The organism is Acinetobacter sp. KH_038 (genome assembly GCF_057839405.1).
Map to the genome: position 1 here is coordinate 1,630,190 of NZ_CM174489.1, position 15,939 is coordinate 1,646,128.

Sequence of the window (15,939 nt, forward strand, 5' to 3'; positions counted from 1 at the left end):
CTGAGTATGTAAAAGCCCTAACACAAGTTAGGGCTTCTTAAATATGAAAAAGCTATTTCTGCTCTCTCAAAGGATTTTCAGGTTCAGCATTGGGTTTTTTCTCTGGCTTCACACCCTTATAAGAGTCTTGATTGCCTTTATCATCATTGGATTCTTTTTGTGGATTATCTTCCTGGTCAGATTCATGGTCTGTTTTGTTGGTCATATATATTCCCTTTATCTGGCTAATACACAAATTAATAGGATATATAGGGCTAAACATCAATTATATTTATGTTTCACATCCACATTAACGCTGGTGTATAAAATTCCGGATTAAACAACTTTATCAGACAGATTTATCTTATCTCCAGCAATATCATATATATAAAATTTCCATAGAAAAGAAAAACCCCACCGATTAATAATCAAGCGGGGATTCATCTGTAGCAATACATCTACTGAACTGGAGCATCATTCAATATCTTTCAAGCAATTACGGCACTCTTTGATTTCTTCATACTCACCACCGTAATTGATTTCAGTCGCACCATGAAGGCCAAATAAACAAAATATAAATTGGATCATGTTCTTCTCCTGAATCTAAACAGCTTAATCAGCGATTAAGCTTGTATTGCGTTAAATGTAAAACCAATTGATATAAAATCATTAAATTTATAAATTAAAATAATGACTTAGATATAAATCCTGAACAAAACAGTCAAAACTCAGTTTACGAAATTTAAGCTTGTACAGGCTGTTCAGATTTAGGTGCCTGGCTTTTCTTGCTGTGATCACTGCTCATCATCTGACACATTTTTTCTTTGCAAGATTTAAAACAACAACCAACCATCACGCCCATGCCAAATGCACATATACATCTCATCATAGCTTTGTCCTGTCTTTTCATGAAAAGAGATATATAAATAACATCTATTCATGTTTCACTCTTGAGAGAATTTTCAGGTTTTATGTTGTATATGAAAACTTATGTGAAGAAATCATTACAGTTAGAGCAAATAAAGAATACTTAACTTTCTTGGATCTAAGAAAAAAAGCCTGCTTAACTCTCCTAAATTAAGCAGGCTTTATAATGTGCTGATTTTTAATTATTTTCAGTAGGTTTTTCGAATGAAGTTAAGATAGCACTGGCCCAATCGCCAATCTGTGTAAGATGTATAGAGGCTATGTTTCCAAATGTGCGGGATACGTTAATTTTCTTAATGAAATGACTGAATTTTAAGCAGAAAATATATTTTATTAGCTCAATTTCCTTTTTAAGGCATTTGAGTCAGTGCTAAACAACTCACTTAGATCTTCATCAAGATTAATTTGGGATTTTTTAGAATAAAATAATTTGTTTTCAGCTTTTAACGAAGTCAGAAGCTTTCAACTTCTTAGCAAGCAGATAGATGACCACTTTCTTTTTAGCCATTTGTCTCTATAATTTTTCATATGAGGAATAAGAATAGTTTGGCATATGAAAAATCGCATATTTATTATTTTGTTGATGAGTCTGGCCATAAGTGGTTGCCAGAAACAGCAAGCAGACAACTTGGCAGCATCTGATCCAGCCGTTAAGACACAATTTGAGCAATCTGATCAGCGGCTTAGTACATATCTGGATCAATTGGATTCGTCCACTATTAGCCTTGAACAAAGAACCCGCATATTATGTGAACAATATCCTGAAGAATATAAAACCAACTATATGCCTGCCCTTTTACAACTTATGCCTAATGAATATACAGAAAAAGAGCTTCTGTCAGATTTGGATAATGCCCTAAACTTCTATAAACAAAAGGCCAATATCCAATGTTAATTTATAGCTCTTTTATAAGTATATGTATGCCTTAAAAAAACCGCCTGAATCAGGCGGTTTTTTTATGAAGAGATTACAGCTGAAACAGAATTAAGGTCACAGATTTGACTGATCCTATCAGACCACACAAATGCTGTGAGTTAATCCCATACTGCTGATTCAGCAATTATTCCAGATCTTGTTGAGACTGCTGGTTTTTTTGCTGATTGCGTTGTGGCTGCTGCTGTTGTTGCTGCTGATCACGCTGCTGTTGATTATTCTGACCCTGCGGCTGTTGTTGCTGCTGGTTGTTTTGTTGCTGATTCGGACTTTGCTGGTTATTTTGTTGACGTTGCTGATCTTGCGTACGCTGTTGATCTTGCTGCTGTTGTTGTTGCTGTTTCTGTTGGTCTTGCTGTTGATTATTAGCCATTGGTGTAACTCCTTACTATTTGCTTTAAATTAAAAGCCGATAGAGTTTCGACTTAATATCTACTCTACGCATTTTTAAGAATTCGCCAACCTATAACCTGTTACAGATTAATTCAATGTAAAAAATAGTAAGCTAAGTAGTTGAAGTCGGGATTAATTAGCAACATAAATTACCTTATATAATGAAATAAACACATAATGAAAGACTATAGTTTATAAAATTTTTATTATTCAATAAAAGTAATAACTTAACTCAAAAATAATATATAGAAAGTATTCCATATTAATTAAAAAAGAATCATAACTCATTCATTCACAAAATTAAGTAATTGATTTAAACATTAAATAAAAATTATATCTTATTGAGCAATATTCTATAAAATATAATAAAATATTAAAAAATCTTATTTAATTAGAATGTTTTTTAATAAGGTGATATACGATATGTAACATTGCTTCACGCATAATTATTATGTTGTTTCCAATGTATCTTGACTTTTCATTATAAAATATTTTTGGTTATCTCATTATTAACTTTGGTAAAACCTATATTTTTAAAAATCTTTTATTAACTTATCTTTAGCTAAAAAATAAGCCTCTTAAAAAAGAGGCTTATTAATATTGCAGTCGATATTAGATATTGACAACTTTAACAATAATGGTTTGAGTATCTTCCTGCTCTTCTGCAAGGTGCAAACGCTTTAGCTCTTTACTTTTTACCTTAAATTGCAAATTCTGATAAGAAATTGTGCTTGGAATCTGGTCAAAATATTGGCCATCAGCATCAATTTCTTCTTGAAATAATGGTGTACCCAATTGATAGTCTAGACTTTTTAATACGACATATTTCACTGTGGTTTTCATACTAATAACCTACTTTCATTAAGCACTTTATTTTTATTTTTACCACTGTTCGCAGCAAGATGAAACCTCTATTTTCAAAAAATGCCTAGGCTTTAGACAGTCAGACCTGTTTTGTGCAATCACTTTCTCTTACATCAATAACGTGAAAAAAATTTAACTTTTAGAAAAATATAAATATACTTGGAGTTGATAGACAGAAAAAATCAGTCTACATTGATCTAAAAATCACTCCCACCAAGAAAATATAGAAACTATGCTTAAAACATGCTGCGGCTTACTCGAAGAGAAAAACATAAAAATTGCCTTTATCGAAAGTGCAAGTTCAGGCTATCTTTGCAGCCAGTTTTCCATCTGTAAAGGCGATGGTGCTGAAATTCTGGCTGGCGGCTTGGTCTGCTACGATGTCAATGTAAAAACCTCAATATTGGGTATTTCGCAAAATTTGATCAATAGTTACACTGCCGAGTCCATGCCGGTCACTGTTGCACTCGCAGAAGCGGGTAAAAAGATGTTCCAGGATGCAGACTGGATTATTGCCTGTACCGGTTTACTTAAACCCGGTGGTAGCGCGACACCAGAAAAACCTGAAGGAACTTTCTTCGTTGCCATTAATGACGGTACTCAGGTGCATCAATTCCAGTATTACCTGAAAGGTACCCCGCTTGAGCGCCTGAATAAGCTGTCCGCAGTGGTTGCACATGATATGATTAATCTATTGAATAATTAAATTCATTGTCATCGTTGTACTGCAACACGCTTCATTATTTCTACTGCATTTTAAGATAGATTAGCAGAATCAAATGCTAATCTATTGTTGAGGGTAGAATAATCATGAATATTAAAACGGCGCTGCTTCTGCTCCCTCTCGGCTTGCCCGGTCTGGCTTTCGCTACGGTCGGTGGACCACAAAATATTGAAGTCTTAGGCTATGAAGTTAAAGAGCAAAAGCTTTATGTCATGCGTCACTACCTGGACGGTCGTGGGCGCTTGCCTCAACTGTATTATTATAATTTTAAGTCGAAAACGCCGAATCAACTGATTCAGGTCAATTCCTTATATATCAATCCCAAAACCAAACGCATTGATTATGATCAGGATAGCCGCAAATTTGATCAGGATATTGCCAAAATCAAGAAGCGCTTAGTGCCATTACATCCGATCCAAAAATCCAAACCAGAACTTAAAATTTTAAAAACGACAAAGGGTACTGCTCCTGCCTGGCATGATCCACAGGAGAAAGTGCCAAAATGGTCCTATCAATATCAAGTAAAATCTGGCTCCCAAAAAAGTCCGCTTCATCAGGCAGTCAGTTATCAACCAGGCTTAAAAATCAGCCAGGCCTATCAAGTTCCACGACAGAATAAAACACTGGTGACAGTCCAGTATTTGGGTATTCCTTTTGAAACAGGCTATACCATCGAAGATCCGGTACTTCTCAGCAAGTAAAAGAAGCCAATAAAAAAGGTCTCGATTGAGACCTTTTTATATTATTAACGCTAACGAATTAAGCCGCAGTAGAACGCTCGGCAATCGGCACCACTTTGCGCAGCTCCGGCCCGGTATAATCTGCACTTGGACGGATAATACGGTTATCTGCGCGTTGTTCCATCACATGTGCCGCCCAGCCGGTTACACGTGACATTACAAAAATCGGGGTAAACAGCTTGGTTGGAATACCCATAAAGTGATAAGCCGATGCATGGAAGAAGTCTGCATTACAGAATAGCTTCTTCTCACGCCACATCACTTCTTCACAGCGTACCGATACCGGATACAACACGGTATCGCCTACATCTTTGGCTAGACGCTCAGACCAGACCTTGATGATGTCATTACGCGGATCATTATCTTTATAGATCGCATGACCAAAGCCCATGATTTTTTCTTTACGTTCCAGCATGCCCAGCATTTCACGTTCAGCTTCTTCAGGTGACTGCCAGTTTTCGATCATGTCCATCGCCGCTTCATTGGCCCCACCATGTAAAGGTCCACGCAAGGAACCGATTGCACCGGTAATACAAGAATGCAGATCAGACAACGTTGATGCACAGACACGCGCAGTAAAGGTTGAAGCGTTGAATTCATGCTCTGCATATAGAATCAGGGAAACATTCATCACCTGTTCATGCAGTTGATTTGGCTTTTCACCATGCAGTAAATGCAGGAACTGCGCACCAATTGAATCATCATCGGTATTTTCTTCAATACGCACGCCGTCATGGCTATAACGATACCAATAACAAATGATGGCCGGCAAGGTGGCCAGAATACGGTCTGCAATATCCTGTTGCTGTTCAAAAGACAGCTCTGTTTCCAGATTGCCCAGCATGGATACGCCGGTACGCATGACATCCATCGGATGTGAATCGGCAGGAATACGTTCAAGCACTTCTTTTAGTGCCTGAGGTAAGGTGCGCAGGGATTTGAGTTTGGCTTTATAAGCGGCCAATTGTTCTGAGGTTGGCAGCTCGCCAAAGAAAATCAGGTAAGCGACTTCTTCGAACTGGCAATGTTCAGCCAGATCCTTTACATCATAACCACGATAAGTCAGACCTGCACCACTTTTGCCTACAGTCGAAAGTGAAGTTTTACCTGCCACTTGTCCGCGCAATCCTGCGCCGGTGAGTACTTTTCCTTCAGCCATTTTTTTAATTCTCCTGTTTAAACAGTTTATCTAATGTGTCTTCAAAGCTGTGATAATCTAAAAATTCGTAGAGTTCTTTTCGTTGTTGCATGATATCCAGCACATTCACCTGAGTACCATGTTCGCGCACTGAGCGCATGACTTCCAGTGCTGCTTTTTGCATGGCACGTGTCGCTGATAATGGATACAGCACCATGCCAATACCCTGCTCGGCCAGTTCATCTACCGTATAATACGGCGTATCGCCAAATTCGGTAATATTCGCCAGTACCGGCACACCGACTGCATCGCATACCGTACGATACATGGTGATATCGGTCATCGCCTCGGCAAAAATCGCATCTGCACCCGCTTCAACACAGGCACAGGCACGGTCAATCACCGCTTGCAGGCCTTCTTTTTGTAGGGCATCGGTACGCGCCATCACTACAAAGTTTGCATCGGTTTTTGCATCGACTGCAGCTTTAATACGATCGACCATTTCCTGTTGCGATACGATTTCTTTATTGGGACGATGGCCACAGCGCTTCTGTGCCACCTGATCTTCAATATGAACTGCAGCGGCACCTGCGGCAATCATCTGCTTGATCGTACGGGCAATATTCAATGCGCCACCCCAACCGGTATCAATGTCGACCAGCAAGGGAGTATCAACACGTTCTGTAATCCGGCGTACATCTTCAAGCACATTATCCAGACTGGTCATGCCCAGGTCAGGCAAGCCATAAGAATAATTCGCGACACCCGCACCTGATAAATAAATGGCTTTATAACCGACTTGTTTGGCCATCATGGCAGCATAGGCATTTACGGTGCCCATAATTTGCAATGGTTTCTCGACTTCAAGTACTTGTCTAAATCTTAAACCTGCAGACATTTGTTCTGTCATCTTCCTTTTCCACAGTCTTGGCTATAATTATTGAAATTCGAGTATACTCATTTGGCTTGCTCATTCCATAACCCAATAGAACAAATACTCTAAAACTTTAGTCAAATTTTGAAGTTTTACTTCAGCTTGTCTGGCAAATCCTGCTCTCAATTGCTCCAACCATGAAATATGTGCATATATTTGCTATGATGGCAGTTCAATCTCTATTGACATGTCGATGTATTATCTCCTATGCAAGACTTTCTCGCCCTAGAACCGCTCGCCAAAGATCTGCCCCAGACCAAACGTGGTCATGAGCGCTGTATTGCGCTGCTGATCAATGCAACCGAGCTATTTCTGGAACGTGGTTATGATGCAGTCTCGCTCGATGATATTGTTCAGCATGCCGGTGGCTCTAAAGCTTCTATCTATAAATACTTTGGCAATAAAGAAGGCCTGTTCAAGGCCATCTGTGATTATCGTCGCAACAAGTTTTTTGAAGATATCTGCATTCCGATCGAACTGATGGCACTGGATTTTCGTAGTTATTTAATCCATACCCTGCTAAATTTTTATCATCAGATCATGCAACCGGAAAATTCGGCCTTTATGCGCCTGGTGCTGGAACAGAGTCAACGCAATCCGGAACTTGCGCTGCATATTCATGAACGTGGTCCAGTTCAGGTACAGAGTGCGATTGCGACAGCCCTGGAGCAGGCCAATGCCCAAGGCCTGTTACATTGCGAACATCCTCAATATTCGGCGCAGCTGTATTTTGGTATCTTGCGTAACCTGGAATGGCGCATCCTGATGGGAATTCCGATCCAGGAAGATGATCAGGAAATCGACAAATATGTCAGTTATTGTGTGGATCGCTTTTTAGACGGTCATCAAAAAGTCTAGTTTTTTTGCATTTTTGATTGCTTATAGTATATTAGCCGATTCCGTATTTTTTCTTAAACTAACCAACAACTGATTGTTGATCGAGTTTTTCGGCAATTATTGTGGAGTAACGAATGGCTCTCCGTCACTTTCTCACCTTACGCGATTTATCAACTTTAGAACTTAACCAGATCCTGCAACGCGCAATTGAGCTTAAGCGCAAACAGCATAACAATGAAGTGTTCCAGCCATTTGTTGGTAAAGTAATGGGCATGATTTTTGAAAAATCCAGTACCCGTACACGTGTTTCGTTTGAAGCAGGCATGAGCCAATTCGGTGGTAGCGCGATTTTCCTGTCTTCACGTGACACCCAATTGGGTCGCGGTGAACCGATCGAAGATTCAGCCCGTGTCATTTCCAGCATGCTGGATATTGTCATGATCCGTACCTTTGGGCATGATATTGTAGAGCGTTTCGCCTCTTATTCAAAAGTTCCAGTCATCAATGCCTTGACTGATGACCATCACCCTTGTCAGTTGCTTGCGGACATGCAGACTTATCTGGAACAGCGCGGTCCGATTGAAGGTAAAACCGTGGCATGGATTGGCGATGGCAATAACATGTGTAACTCATATATTGAGGCAGCACACATGTGGGGCTTCAAGCTGAAAGTTGCTGCACCAAAAGGCTATGAACCGCAACAACAGTTCCTGTCAGAATTTGCACATTGTGTGGAACTGGTAGATACCGCTGAAGATGCGGCTGTAAATGCTGACCTGATCGTGACTGACGTCTGGGCCAGTATGGGACAGGAAGAAGAACAGAAAATTCGTGAAAAAGCCTTTGCCGATTATCAGGTCAATGAACGCCTGATGGACCTGGCGCATCCGGATTGCCTGTTCATGCACTGTCTGCCGGCACACCGTGGCGAAGAAATTTCAGAAAACCTGCTTGACCATAAAAATGCTGTGGTTTGGGATGAAGCTGAAAACCGTCTACATGCACAAAAAGCCCTGGTTGAATTCCTGATTAATGAAAATCTGAAAAAAGACTAATGTGGATTACATAAAAAAAGCACCTCAGGGTGCTTTTTTTATGATGGATCAGATGAGTTAATGATCATTTTTAAGATATTTAGGCTCTCGTGGAAGCTGCCAACTACAGAAGAAACAAATAATTAACATGAAAATAATATAAACGAAGAAGATATTTTCAATGCCCATCGACTTAAACTGCAATGCAACTGTCGGTGCAGAACCACCAAAGACAGCATTACCCACAGCGTATGAGAAACCAACACCAAGCGCACGTACATGGGGTGGGAACATCTCTGCTTTAACAATCCCACCAATGGACGTATATAGACTCAGGATCAACATCAGGAAGACCAGCAGCAATGCAATGATAAATGGTGAATCATTAAAACTACGCATCCCAATTGCCATCACGGGATAAGTCGCGAGTGCCATCAAACCACTAAACAACAACATACAGGTACGTCGACCGATCCGATCTGACAATGCACCAAAGAATGGCTGTGCCACCATCAAGACAAAAATACATCCTGTCATGATGAGACCTACCGTTTGAGATGCAATCCCAATATTGGTCAAATAGGTTTTTGAATAAACAGTAATGACATAGAAACTGAGTGATCCCGCAGATGTATAACCCACAACCAATAAGAAGGTTTTCCAGTGATTACGAAATAACTCACGCAATGTACCCGACTCTTCTTTATCACTTTCTTCAGTCGCAAGTGTTTCTTCTAAACGACTACGTGCAAGGAGTGACACAATCGCAGCAACACCACCAATCACAAAGGGAATACGCCAGCCGCCATCAAGTAGCTGTTGCTCAGTCATAAATGCTAAGAAAATGACACCGAGTAAACTTGCTAATAACTGACCGCCTGTTAAGGTTACATATTGGAATGAGGAGAAAAAGCCACGTTGACCTTTTAATCCCAGTTCACTCATATATGTCGCAACAGCACCATATTCACCACCGACGGATAAGCCCTGTAATAATCGGACTAATAACAGTAAGAATGGCGCCAGCATGCCGACTTGTTCATGTGTTGGTAGCAAGGCAAACATAAATGAGCTGACTGCCATTAAGCAGATCGAGATCACCATAGATTTCTTGCGACCATGTTTGTCGGCAATTCGACCAAAGACCCAACTACCAATTGGACGCATAAAAAAGCTGGCAGCAAATACACCCCACACATAAATGGCTTGTGTAGAGCTATCCATATCTGGTGCGGTGAGTGCCTTGGTAAAATATACAGCAAATACGGCATAAATATAAAAGTCGAACCATTCAACCAAGTTACCTGACGCTGCGCCAACAATTCCTTTTATTCGACCCTTTTTTTCTTCTTTCGTATAATTCTGACTCATGAATAATTACCATACACAATATAAAAAGATTGATTTTTCACCCTAAAAAATTTCACTTACTAAAAATTTCGATGTAAATTTCAAAAATTTAAGAACAAAACTAAATCATTCAATAACAATGCCAGAAAAGCTTAATTAATTAATTGAAATATCATTCAAATAAAGATGAATATAAGATTATCTGAACGATTACCTATATTTGTAGGTTTTATATAGACACATTGTTGAAACAAATAAAAATAGGAGCCATTTGTTCTATATTTTTAGAGATCTTAAATATGCATCTTAAAGTCGCAGGTACAATAAAACATGTTTAGAGAAGTGCTTTTTTGGTGCAACCATTTATAATAAGTGAATGAATAATAAGCGCAGTGTATTTCAATGAAAAAAATAGTGTTCAGTTCATGGGTTTTGGCTTTAAGCCTGGTTGGTATGACTGTACAAGTTCAGGCATCCGAATTTGACCAATATCTTCAAGAAAGAAATATTATTGACAGCAAATTTAAAATCCAGAAAAAAACTGAACTAAATGAATTACTCGCACTACTCAGTGCAGAAGATTCTAGAACTTTGCCTTTACAAATCGACCAGAATACGATTATTGAACAATTACAGTTAAGTGCAAATAAAACTATCCTGAAAGGTTTAATCACTACTCCCGACTTTAGCCAATTTGAAAAAGACTTGGGGCGTAAGGAAGTAATGAAAGTGATCCGCAATAATTTGCTCAACAATTGCAAGATTTTCTTTGAACATCGCTATCAGATCGAGAATCCATACAAGGTGGAACTCAGCCTGATTTCGCAGACCCAAACGTATAAGACCGAAATTTCCCAGAAGGACTGTAAAGTAAAATAGTCTGGAAGTAATCAACAACCAGGTTTAGATTCGAAATCCAGCAATAAAAAGGTAGCGATGGCTACCTTTTCTGATGAATCTTGCTCTTATATCAGATTAGGTGCTGCTAACGAACCAGCCCTTGCGGCTGTAGAATTATAATCAGTGCACCAAGTATCACCACCATGCCGCCAAGCAAGTCCCAACGCGACAAGGTGACTTGATCTACGAAACGCAACCACATTAGCGCTGAGAAAATATAAATACCACCATATGCAGCATAAATTCGTCCTGATGCAGCCGGATGCAAGGTTAATAGCCAGACGAAAGCTGCCAAAGCCAATGCTGTTGGAATCCATAACCAATGGCTTCTCCCCTGATTTAAAATCAGGTAGGGAAAATAACAGCCTAAAATTTCCATCAATGCCGTGACCAAAAACAGAAAAAATGTAGTGAACAGTTTGCTAATCTGAATATCCATGATTTATCTTTTATAAAAATGAAGTTACTTGGTTAAAGACAGGAACACATGAAAAAACCCGTGCAAGCACGGGTTTTATTTTTTCATATGGATTAAGCAGGTTCAGCCGTCTGGTCTTCAAAGACTTCAAGTTTCAAACCGACAGGTTTACCATTTTCTTTCTTCACTGATACTGCAACGTTGCCGCCATTTTCAGCCAGTTCACCAAACAGGATCATTTCTGCCAGTGGTTTTTTCAGATGTTCCTGAATCAGACGTTGCATTGGACGCGCACCCATCAAACGGTCATAGCCCTGTTCAGCCATCCATTCGCGTGCACTCTGATCCACTTCCAGCATGACTTTCTTGTCATCCAGTTGTGCTTGCAATTCGGTCAGGAATTTATCTACTACATTTTCAATAATACTGCTTGGCAATGCCTTGAACTGAATCACGCCGTCAAGACGGTTACGGAATTCTGGCGAGAAGGCTTTCTTCATTGCTTCCTGATTATCGTTGCTATTGTCCTGATCCATGAAACCGATGCTGACACGAGAAATACTTTCTGCACCAATATTGGTGGTAAGAACCAGTACTACATTACGGAAATCAGATTTACGTCCATTGTTATCAGTCAGGGAACCATGATCCATGATTTGTAATAACAGATTAAAGACATCAGGATGTGCTTTCTCGATTTCATCGAGCAACAAGACACAGTGCGGATTCTTGTGAATCGCATCGGTGAGTAAACCGCCCTGATCAAAACCGACATAGCCCGGAGGTGCCCCGATCAAACGGGATACCGCATGACGCTCCATATATTCGGACATATCGAAACGAACCAGCTCTACGCCCATCTGTTTCGCCAGCTGCTTGGTCACTTCAGTTTTACCGACACCGGTTGGACCCGCAAAGACAAAGCTACCAACTGGTTTATCTGGAGATTTCAAACCGGCACGTGACAGTTTAATGGCTGAGGCTAAAGCTTCAATGGCTTCATCCTGACCAAAAACCACACGTTTCAGATCACGCTCAAGATTTTCCAGTACGCTCTTGTCGTCCTTAGAAACAGTTTTCGGTGGAATACGGGCAATTTTGGAGACGATATCTTCAATATTTTCTACGGTGATCAGGCTGTCGTCCTGTTCAGCTTTCAGACGGCGCTGCGCACCGGCTTCATCAATCACGTCAATCGCCTTGTCTGGCAAGAAACGGTCATTGATAAATTTGGCAGAAAGTTCAACTGCCGACACCAAGGCCTGATCATCATATTGCACATGATGGAAATCTTCAAACTTCGATTTCAGACCACGTAAAATATCAATGGTTTCAGAAATAGATGGCTCATTGACATCAATTTTCTGGAAACGACGTGATAAAGCATGATCTTTCTCAAAGACCTGACGGTATTCCTGGAACGTGGTAGACCCGATGCAGCGTAATGTACCATTGGCCAAAGCCGGCTTGATCAGATTGGATGCATCCATGGTGCTGCCCATACTCGAGCCTGCACCAATAATCATGTGAATCTCATCAATAAACAGTACGGCTTCCGGTTTCTTTTTCAGCGCATTTAAAAGCTGTTTCAGACGCTTTTCAAAGTCACCGCGGTATTTGGTTCCCGCCACCAAGGCACCAATATCCAGACTGAAAATTTCAGCATTTTCCAGTGGTTTTGGTGCTTTGCCATTGACGATTAACCATGCCAGACCTTCGGCAATCGAGGTTTTACCGACACCCGGATCACCAACAAGCAGTGGATTGTTTTTACGACGGCGGCAGAGAATCTGCGCGGCACGTTCAATTTCTTTTTCACGACCAATCAGCGGATCAGTCTTGCCCTTTTGTGCTTCTACATTCAGATTGGTCGTATAAAGCTCAAGTGGACCTGAACTGGCTGAAGATGCCGATTCACCATCCAGATCTTCGATCTCTTCTTCAGATTGTACGTCCTCTTTGCGCGTACCATGTGACAGGTACTGGGTCAGGGTCAGACGGTTAATTTGATGACGTTTCAACAGATAGACTGCAAACGAATCACGCTCAGAATACATGGCAACCAGAATATCGGCACCTTCTACAGTGCGATCACCGCCGCTTGACTGCACGTGAAAAATCGCGCGCTGCAAGATCCGGTCAAAGCTTTCTGTCGGGTGTGGTGCCTGATCACTATTTTCACCAAGTTTAGGGGTATGTTGTTCGACGTACTCTTCTAATTCCTTACGCAACACGATAATATCTGCGCCACATGCTTTCAGGGCATTTACGGCAGAATCATTGTCGAGCAAGGCTAATAATAAATGTTCTACAGTCAGAAACTCATGTCTCTTTTGACGAGCCATGCTGACAGCCAAACGTAGTGATACTTCTAATTGACGACTGAGCATGTAACCCCCTTAATCTTTAGGCTCTATTTGGCAAAGTAATGGATGACCTTGTGATCGAGCATAATTATTGACTTGGTTCGCTTTGGTTTCCGCAATGTCTCGAGGATAGACCCCAGCTACACCCTTTCCTTCATAATGTACAGTTAGCATTACTTGTGTAGCTTGGTCAAGATTCATTGCAAAGTATTGTTGTAAAATTTCAATTACAAATTCCATCGGCGTATAGTCATCGTTCATTAAAACGACAGCATATAACGGCGGGCGCTTCAGTTCTGGCGGAGCAGTTTGTACTGCCAGATCAGAATCGTCATTTTCAAGAGGTTCGCTGCTTAAACGCGGGCTGATATGCCAATCAACAATTCCAGACTCAGAAAAAGAATTTTTGATATCACTTAAACACATTTGACGTTTATTGCTTGGCATAAGATTTATATTTCACACTTAATTTGCATTTGCTTCGGTTTTCGGAATTTCTGACAAGGCTGCAGACTGGTTTTCAACTGCTTTACCCTGCTCCCAGCTAAAACGGCGAATCACCGGCTTGGCACCACTGAGACGCACTTCAATAAATTCTGGCTTAAAGCCCTTAGGCATGGTCCAGCGACCCGTTAAGCGCTCGTAATTTTCAAAATTAAAGTTTTTATCTTCGAGTGGCACCGCCAGAATTTCAGTCCCTTTAATCAGACGTAATTCGACACTGCCTGAAGCACGACTTTTACTTGGACTGACCTGAACCAGATCAATCTGATATTCAAAAGCATTTTCAGGCAAAGGCTTAATCGACAGGTTTTGTACGGCCAGAGCCAAACCGCCACGCTGACGCAAGATCTCGCGATAAATGGTTCCGACACTTTCAGCCTGAACCTGTTCATCACGTGCCTTGGTCATGGCCAGATATAGATCATTGGCATTACTGACGGCCAAATCACGTTCCTGAACCGCAGTATTCAGATTCTTGTTCAGTGTTTCCAGACGAGTCTTCTGAGTCTGTACCACATCGACCAGTTGCTCTGCATCTGCATCATAGCCAGCCGCAGTCAAACCCTGACGATGTCCTACGGTATATCCGAGTACACCACTGCTCAGGATCAATACAGCCGCACCAATGACCAAGGGCGTATTGCCTTTCATGAATGGTTTTTTCGTACCTGATTCCTGAGGAAGCGTCTTATTTGACTCGTTATTCGGCATTTTGATCTCTTGTTTGCTTTAATCAAGACACACATTTAAATCCAAATCTAAATGTGTGTGAAGTTCTAATACGTTTTTTATGGTAATAAACCAATATTATTTAGGCCGGCATCTTCAGCGAAACCAAACATCAGGTTCATATTCTGTACAGCCTGACCTGCTGCGCCTTTCACCAGATTGTCCTGTGCAGCCAGTACCACCAGTTTGGTCGGTTGTGGCTTATACAAGGCAATACGCAACTGGTTCGCCCCGCGCACTGAACGGGTTTCTGGTGAGCTACCTGCCGGCATCACATCGACAAAAGCTTCATTGGCATAAGACTGTTCATACAGTGCCTGTAAATCTGCTGCCTGACCTGCTTCGGTTAAATCAATGTAGATGGTCGATAACATACCACGGATCATTGGCACCAAATGCGGGACAAATAAAATATGATCAAAGACATTTTTTTGACCTGAAATATTTTCCAGTGCTTCAACAATTTCTGGATGATGACGATGGCCAGCAACACCATAGGCCTTAAAGTTATCGGCATTTTCAGAATAAATCATGCCCAGGCTGGCTTTACGCCCTGCACCTGAAACACCTGATTTTGCATCAATGATAATGCTTTCAGGTTTCACCAATGCTTCAGTCGCTTTTAAAACTGGCGCCAGACCCAACTGCACTGTAGTTGGGTAACAACCCGGATTCCCGATAACATTGGCTTTTTTAATTTCTTCACGATTCAATTCAGATAAACCGTAAACAGAATCTTTTAACAGTTCTGGGCAAGCATGTTGCATACCATACCATTTTTCAAACTGTTCAAGATCTTGTAAACGAAAATCTGCAGCCAGATCGATGACTTTGGTATTTGCAGCAACCAGCTCTTCAGCATGTTTCATGGCAACCCCATGTGGCGTTGCGAAAAATACGACGTCGCATGCTTTTAATAGATCCAGACTTAAATCGGAAAATTTAAGATCGGTATGACCGCGCAAGCTCGGGAACATGTCATCAACACGACGCCCTGCTTCAGTACGTGATGTCAGCGCTGTTACATTTACATCTGGATGTCGTAGCAAAAGACGCAAAAGTTCAACGCCTGTATAACCTGTACCACCGACAATACCCACTGAAATCACAATCATTACCTCAAATAAATGTTTCTTTTATGCAGTTAGTATGACAGGAAGTTCTTATT

17 protein-coding genes are annotated in these 15,939 nt (G+C 40.9%); 6 read left to right on the plus strand and 11 right to left on the minus strand.

Annotated elements, in window-relative coordinates:
* Positions 1-52: 52 nt before the first annotated feature.
* On the minus strand, positions 53-205 hold the full coding sequence (locus AC3IT7_RS07645) for a hypothetical protein (protein ID WP_489248030.1): 153 nt from the start codon (positions 203-205) through the stop codon (positions 53-55).
* 1,254 nt (positions 206-1,459) lie between these two features.
* Between AC3IT7_RS07645 and AC3IT7_RS07650 the strand changes: the two genes are divergently transcribed.
* The gene (locus tag AC3IT7_RS07650; protein ID WP_489248031.1) at positions 1,460-1,801 is read left to right on the plus strand and encodes a hypothetical protein; all 342 of its coding nucleotides are present in this window, start codon (positions 1,460-1,462) and stop codon (positions 1,799-1,801) included.
* Positions 1,802-1,967: 166 nt separating this feature from the next.
* Here the strand turns inward: AC3IT7_RS07650 and AC3IT7_RS07655 are convergent, their stop codons facing one another.
* Positions 1,968-2,213 carry a hypothetical protein gene (locus AC3IT7_RS07655; protein WP_489248032.1) on the minus strand — a complete coding sequence of 82 codons (246 nt, stop codon included), beginning with the start codon at positions 2,211-2,213 and terminating at the stop codon, positions 1,968-1,970.
* A gap of 632 nt (positions 2,214-2,845) precedes the next feature.
* Positions 2,846-3,076: a hypothetical protein gene (locus tag AC3IT7_RS07660; RefSeq protein ID WP_004280185.1), complete on the minus strand. Its 231-nt coding sequence runs from the start codon at positions 3,074-3,076 to the stop codon at positions 2,846-2,848.
* A gap of 253 nt (positions 3,077-3,329) precedes the next feature.
* Between AC3IT7_RS07660 and AC3IT7_RS07665 the strand changes: the two genes are divergently transcribed.
* Positions 3,330-3,803 carry a CinA family protein gene (locus tag AC3IT7_RS07665; protein WP_475655110.1) on the plus strand — a complete coding sequence of 158 codons (474 nt, stop codon included), beginning with the start codon at positions 3,330-3,332 and terminating at the stop codon, positions 3,801-3,803.
* A gap of 98 nt (positions 3,804-3,901) precedes the next feature.
* Positions 3,902-4,522, plus strand: a complete 621-nt coding sequence (locus AC3IT7_RS07670) for an aminotransferase (protein ID WP_489249989.1) — start codon at positions 3,902-3,904, stop codon at positions 4,520-4,522.
* Between the two features lie 58 nt (positions 4,523-4,580).
* On the opposite strand, the gene prpC is transcribed toward AC3IT7_RS07670, so the two are convergent.
* Together prpC and prpB are read right to left on the minus strand one after the other, a co-directional pair.
* Positions 4,581-5,720, minus strand: coding sequence for a bifunctional 2-methylcitrate synthase/citrate synthase (gene prpC, locus AC3IT7_RS07675; protein ID WP_489248033.1), 1,140 nt, complete (start codon positions 5,718-5,720; stop codon positions 4,581-4,583).
* Positions 5,721-5,724: 4 nt separating this feature from the next.
* Positions 5,725-6,609, minus strand: a complete 885-nt coding sequence (gene prpB / locus AC3IT7_RS07680) for a methylisocitrate lyase (RefSeq protein ID WP_489248034.1) — start codon at positions 6,607-6,609, stop codon at positions 5,725-5,727.
* 231 nt (positions 6,610-6,840) lie between these two features.
* On the opposite strand from prpB, the gene AC3IT7_RS07685 reads away from it, so the two are divergent.
* Together AC3IT7_RS07685 and argF are read left to right on the plus strand one after the other, a co-directional pair.
* A complete protein-coding gene (locus AC3IT7_RS07685; protein WP_489248035.1) occupies positions 6,841-7,491 on the plus strand; it encodes a TetR/AcrR family transcriptional regulator in 651 nt (216 codons plus the stop codon).
* A 113-nt stretch (positions 7,492-7,604) separates the two neighbouring features.
* The gene (gene argF / locus AC3IT7_RS07690; RefSeq protein WP_489248036.1) at positions 7,605-8,525 is read left to right on the plus strand and encodes an ornithine carbamoyltransferase; all 921 of its coding nucleotides are present in this window, start codon (positions 7,605-7,607) and stop codon (positions 8,523-8,525) included.
* A 57-nt stretch (positions 8,526-8,582) separates the two neighbouring features.
* Here argF and AC3IT7_RS07695 read toward each other — a convergent pair whose 3' ends face one another.
* Positions 8,583-9,875, minus strand: a complete 1,293-nt coding sequence (locus AC3IT7_RS07695) for an MFS transporter (RefSeq protein WP_489248037.1) — start codon at positions 9,873-9,875, stop codon at positions 8,583-8,585.
* Positions 9,876-10,307: 432 nt separating this feature from the next.
* Between AC3IT7_RS07695 and AC3IT7_RS07700 the strand changes: the two genes are divergently transcribed.
* A complete protein-coding gene (locus AC3IT7_RS07700) occupies positions 10,308-10,733 on the plus strand; it encodes a hypothetical protein (protein WP_489249990.1) in 426 nt (141 codons plus the stop codon).
* A 106-nt stretch (positions 10,734-10,839) separates the two neighbouring features.
* Here AC3IT7_RS07700 and AC3IT7_RS07705 read toward each other — a convergent pair whose 3' ends face one another.
* From AC3IT7_RS07705 to argC, 5 genes are all read right to left on the minus strand, one after another.
* Positions 10,840-11,193 carry a YnfA family protein gene (locus tag AC3IT7_RS07705; RefSeq protein WP_489248038.1) on the minus strand — a complete coding sequence of 118 codons (354 nt, stop codon included), beginning with the start codon at positions 11,191-11,193 and terminating at the stop codon, positions 10,840-10,842.
* A 92-nt stretch (positions 11,194-11,285) separates the two neighbouring features.
* Entirely contained in the window at positions 11,286-13,562 is a 2,277-nt protein-coding gene (gene clpA / locus AC3IT7_RS07710; protein ID WP_489248039.1) for an ATP-dependent Clp protease ATP-binding subunit ClpA, read from the minus strand.
* Between the two features lie 9 nt (positions 13,563-13,571).
* Positions 13,572-13,985 carry an ATP-dependent Clp protease adapter ClpS gene (clpS, locus tag AC3IT7_RS07715; RefSeq protein ID WP_475654893.1) on the minus strand — a complete coding sequence of 138 codons (414 nt, stop codon included), beginning with the start codon at positions 13,983-13,985 and terminating at the stop codon, positions 13,572-13,574.
* A gap of 18 nt (positions 13,986-14,003) precedes the next feature.
* On the minus strand, positions 14,004-14,753 hold the full coding sequence (locus AC3IT7_RS07720; protein ID WP_489248040.1) for a DUF6776 family protein: 750 nt from the start codon (positions 14,751-14,753) through the stop codon (positions 14,004-14,006).
* A 77-nt stretch (positions 14,754-14,830) separates the two neighbouring features.
* Positions 14,831-15,886: an N-acetyl-gamma-glutamyl-phosphate reductase gene (gene argC, locus AC3IT7_RS07725; RefSeq protein ID WP_489248041.1), complete on the minus strand. Its 1,056-nt coding sequence runs from the start codon at positions 15,884-15,886 to the stop codon at positions 14,831-14,833.
* Positions 15,887-15,939 lie beyond the last annotated feature (53 nt).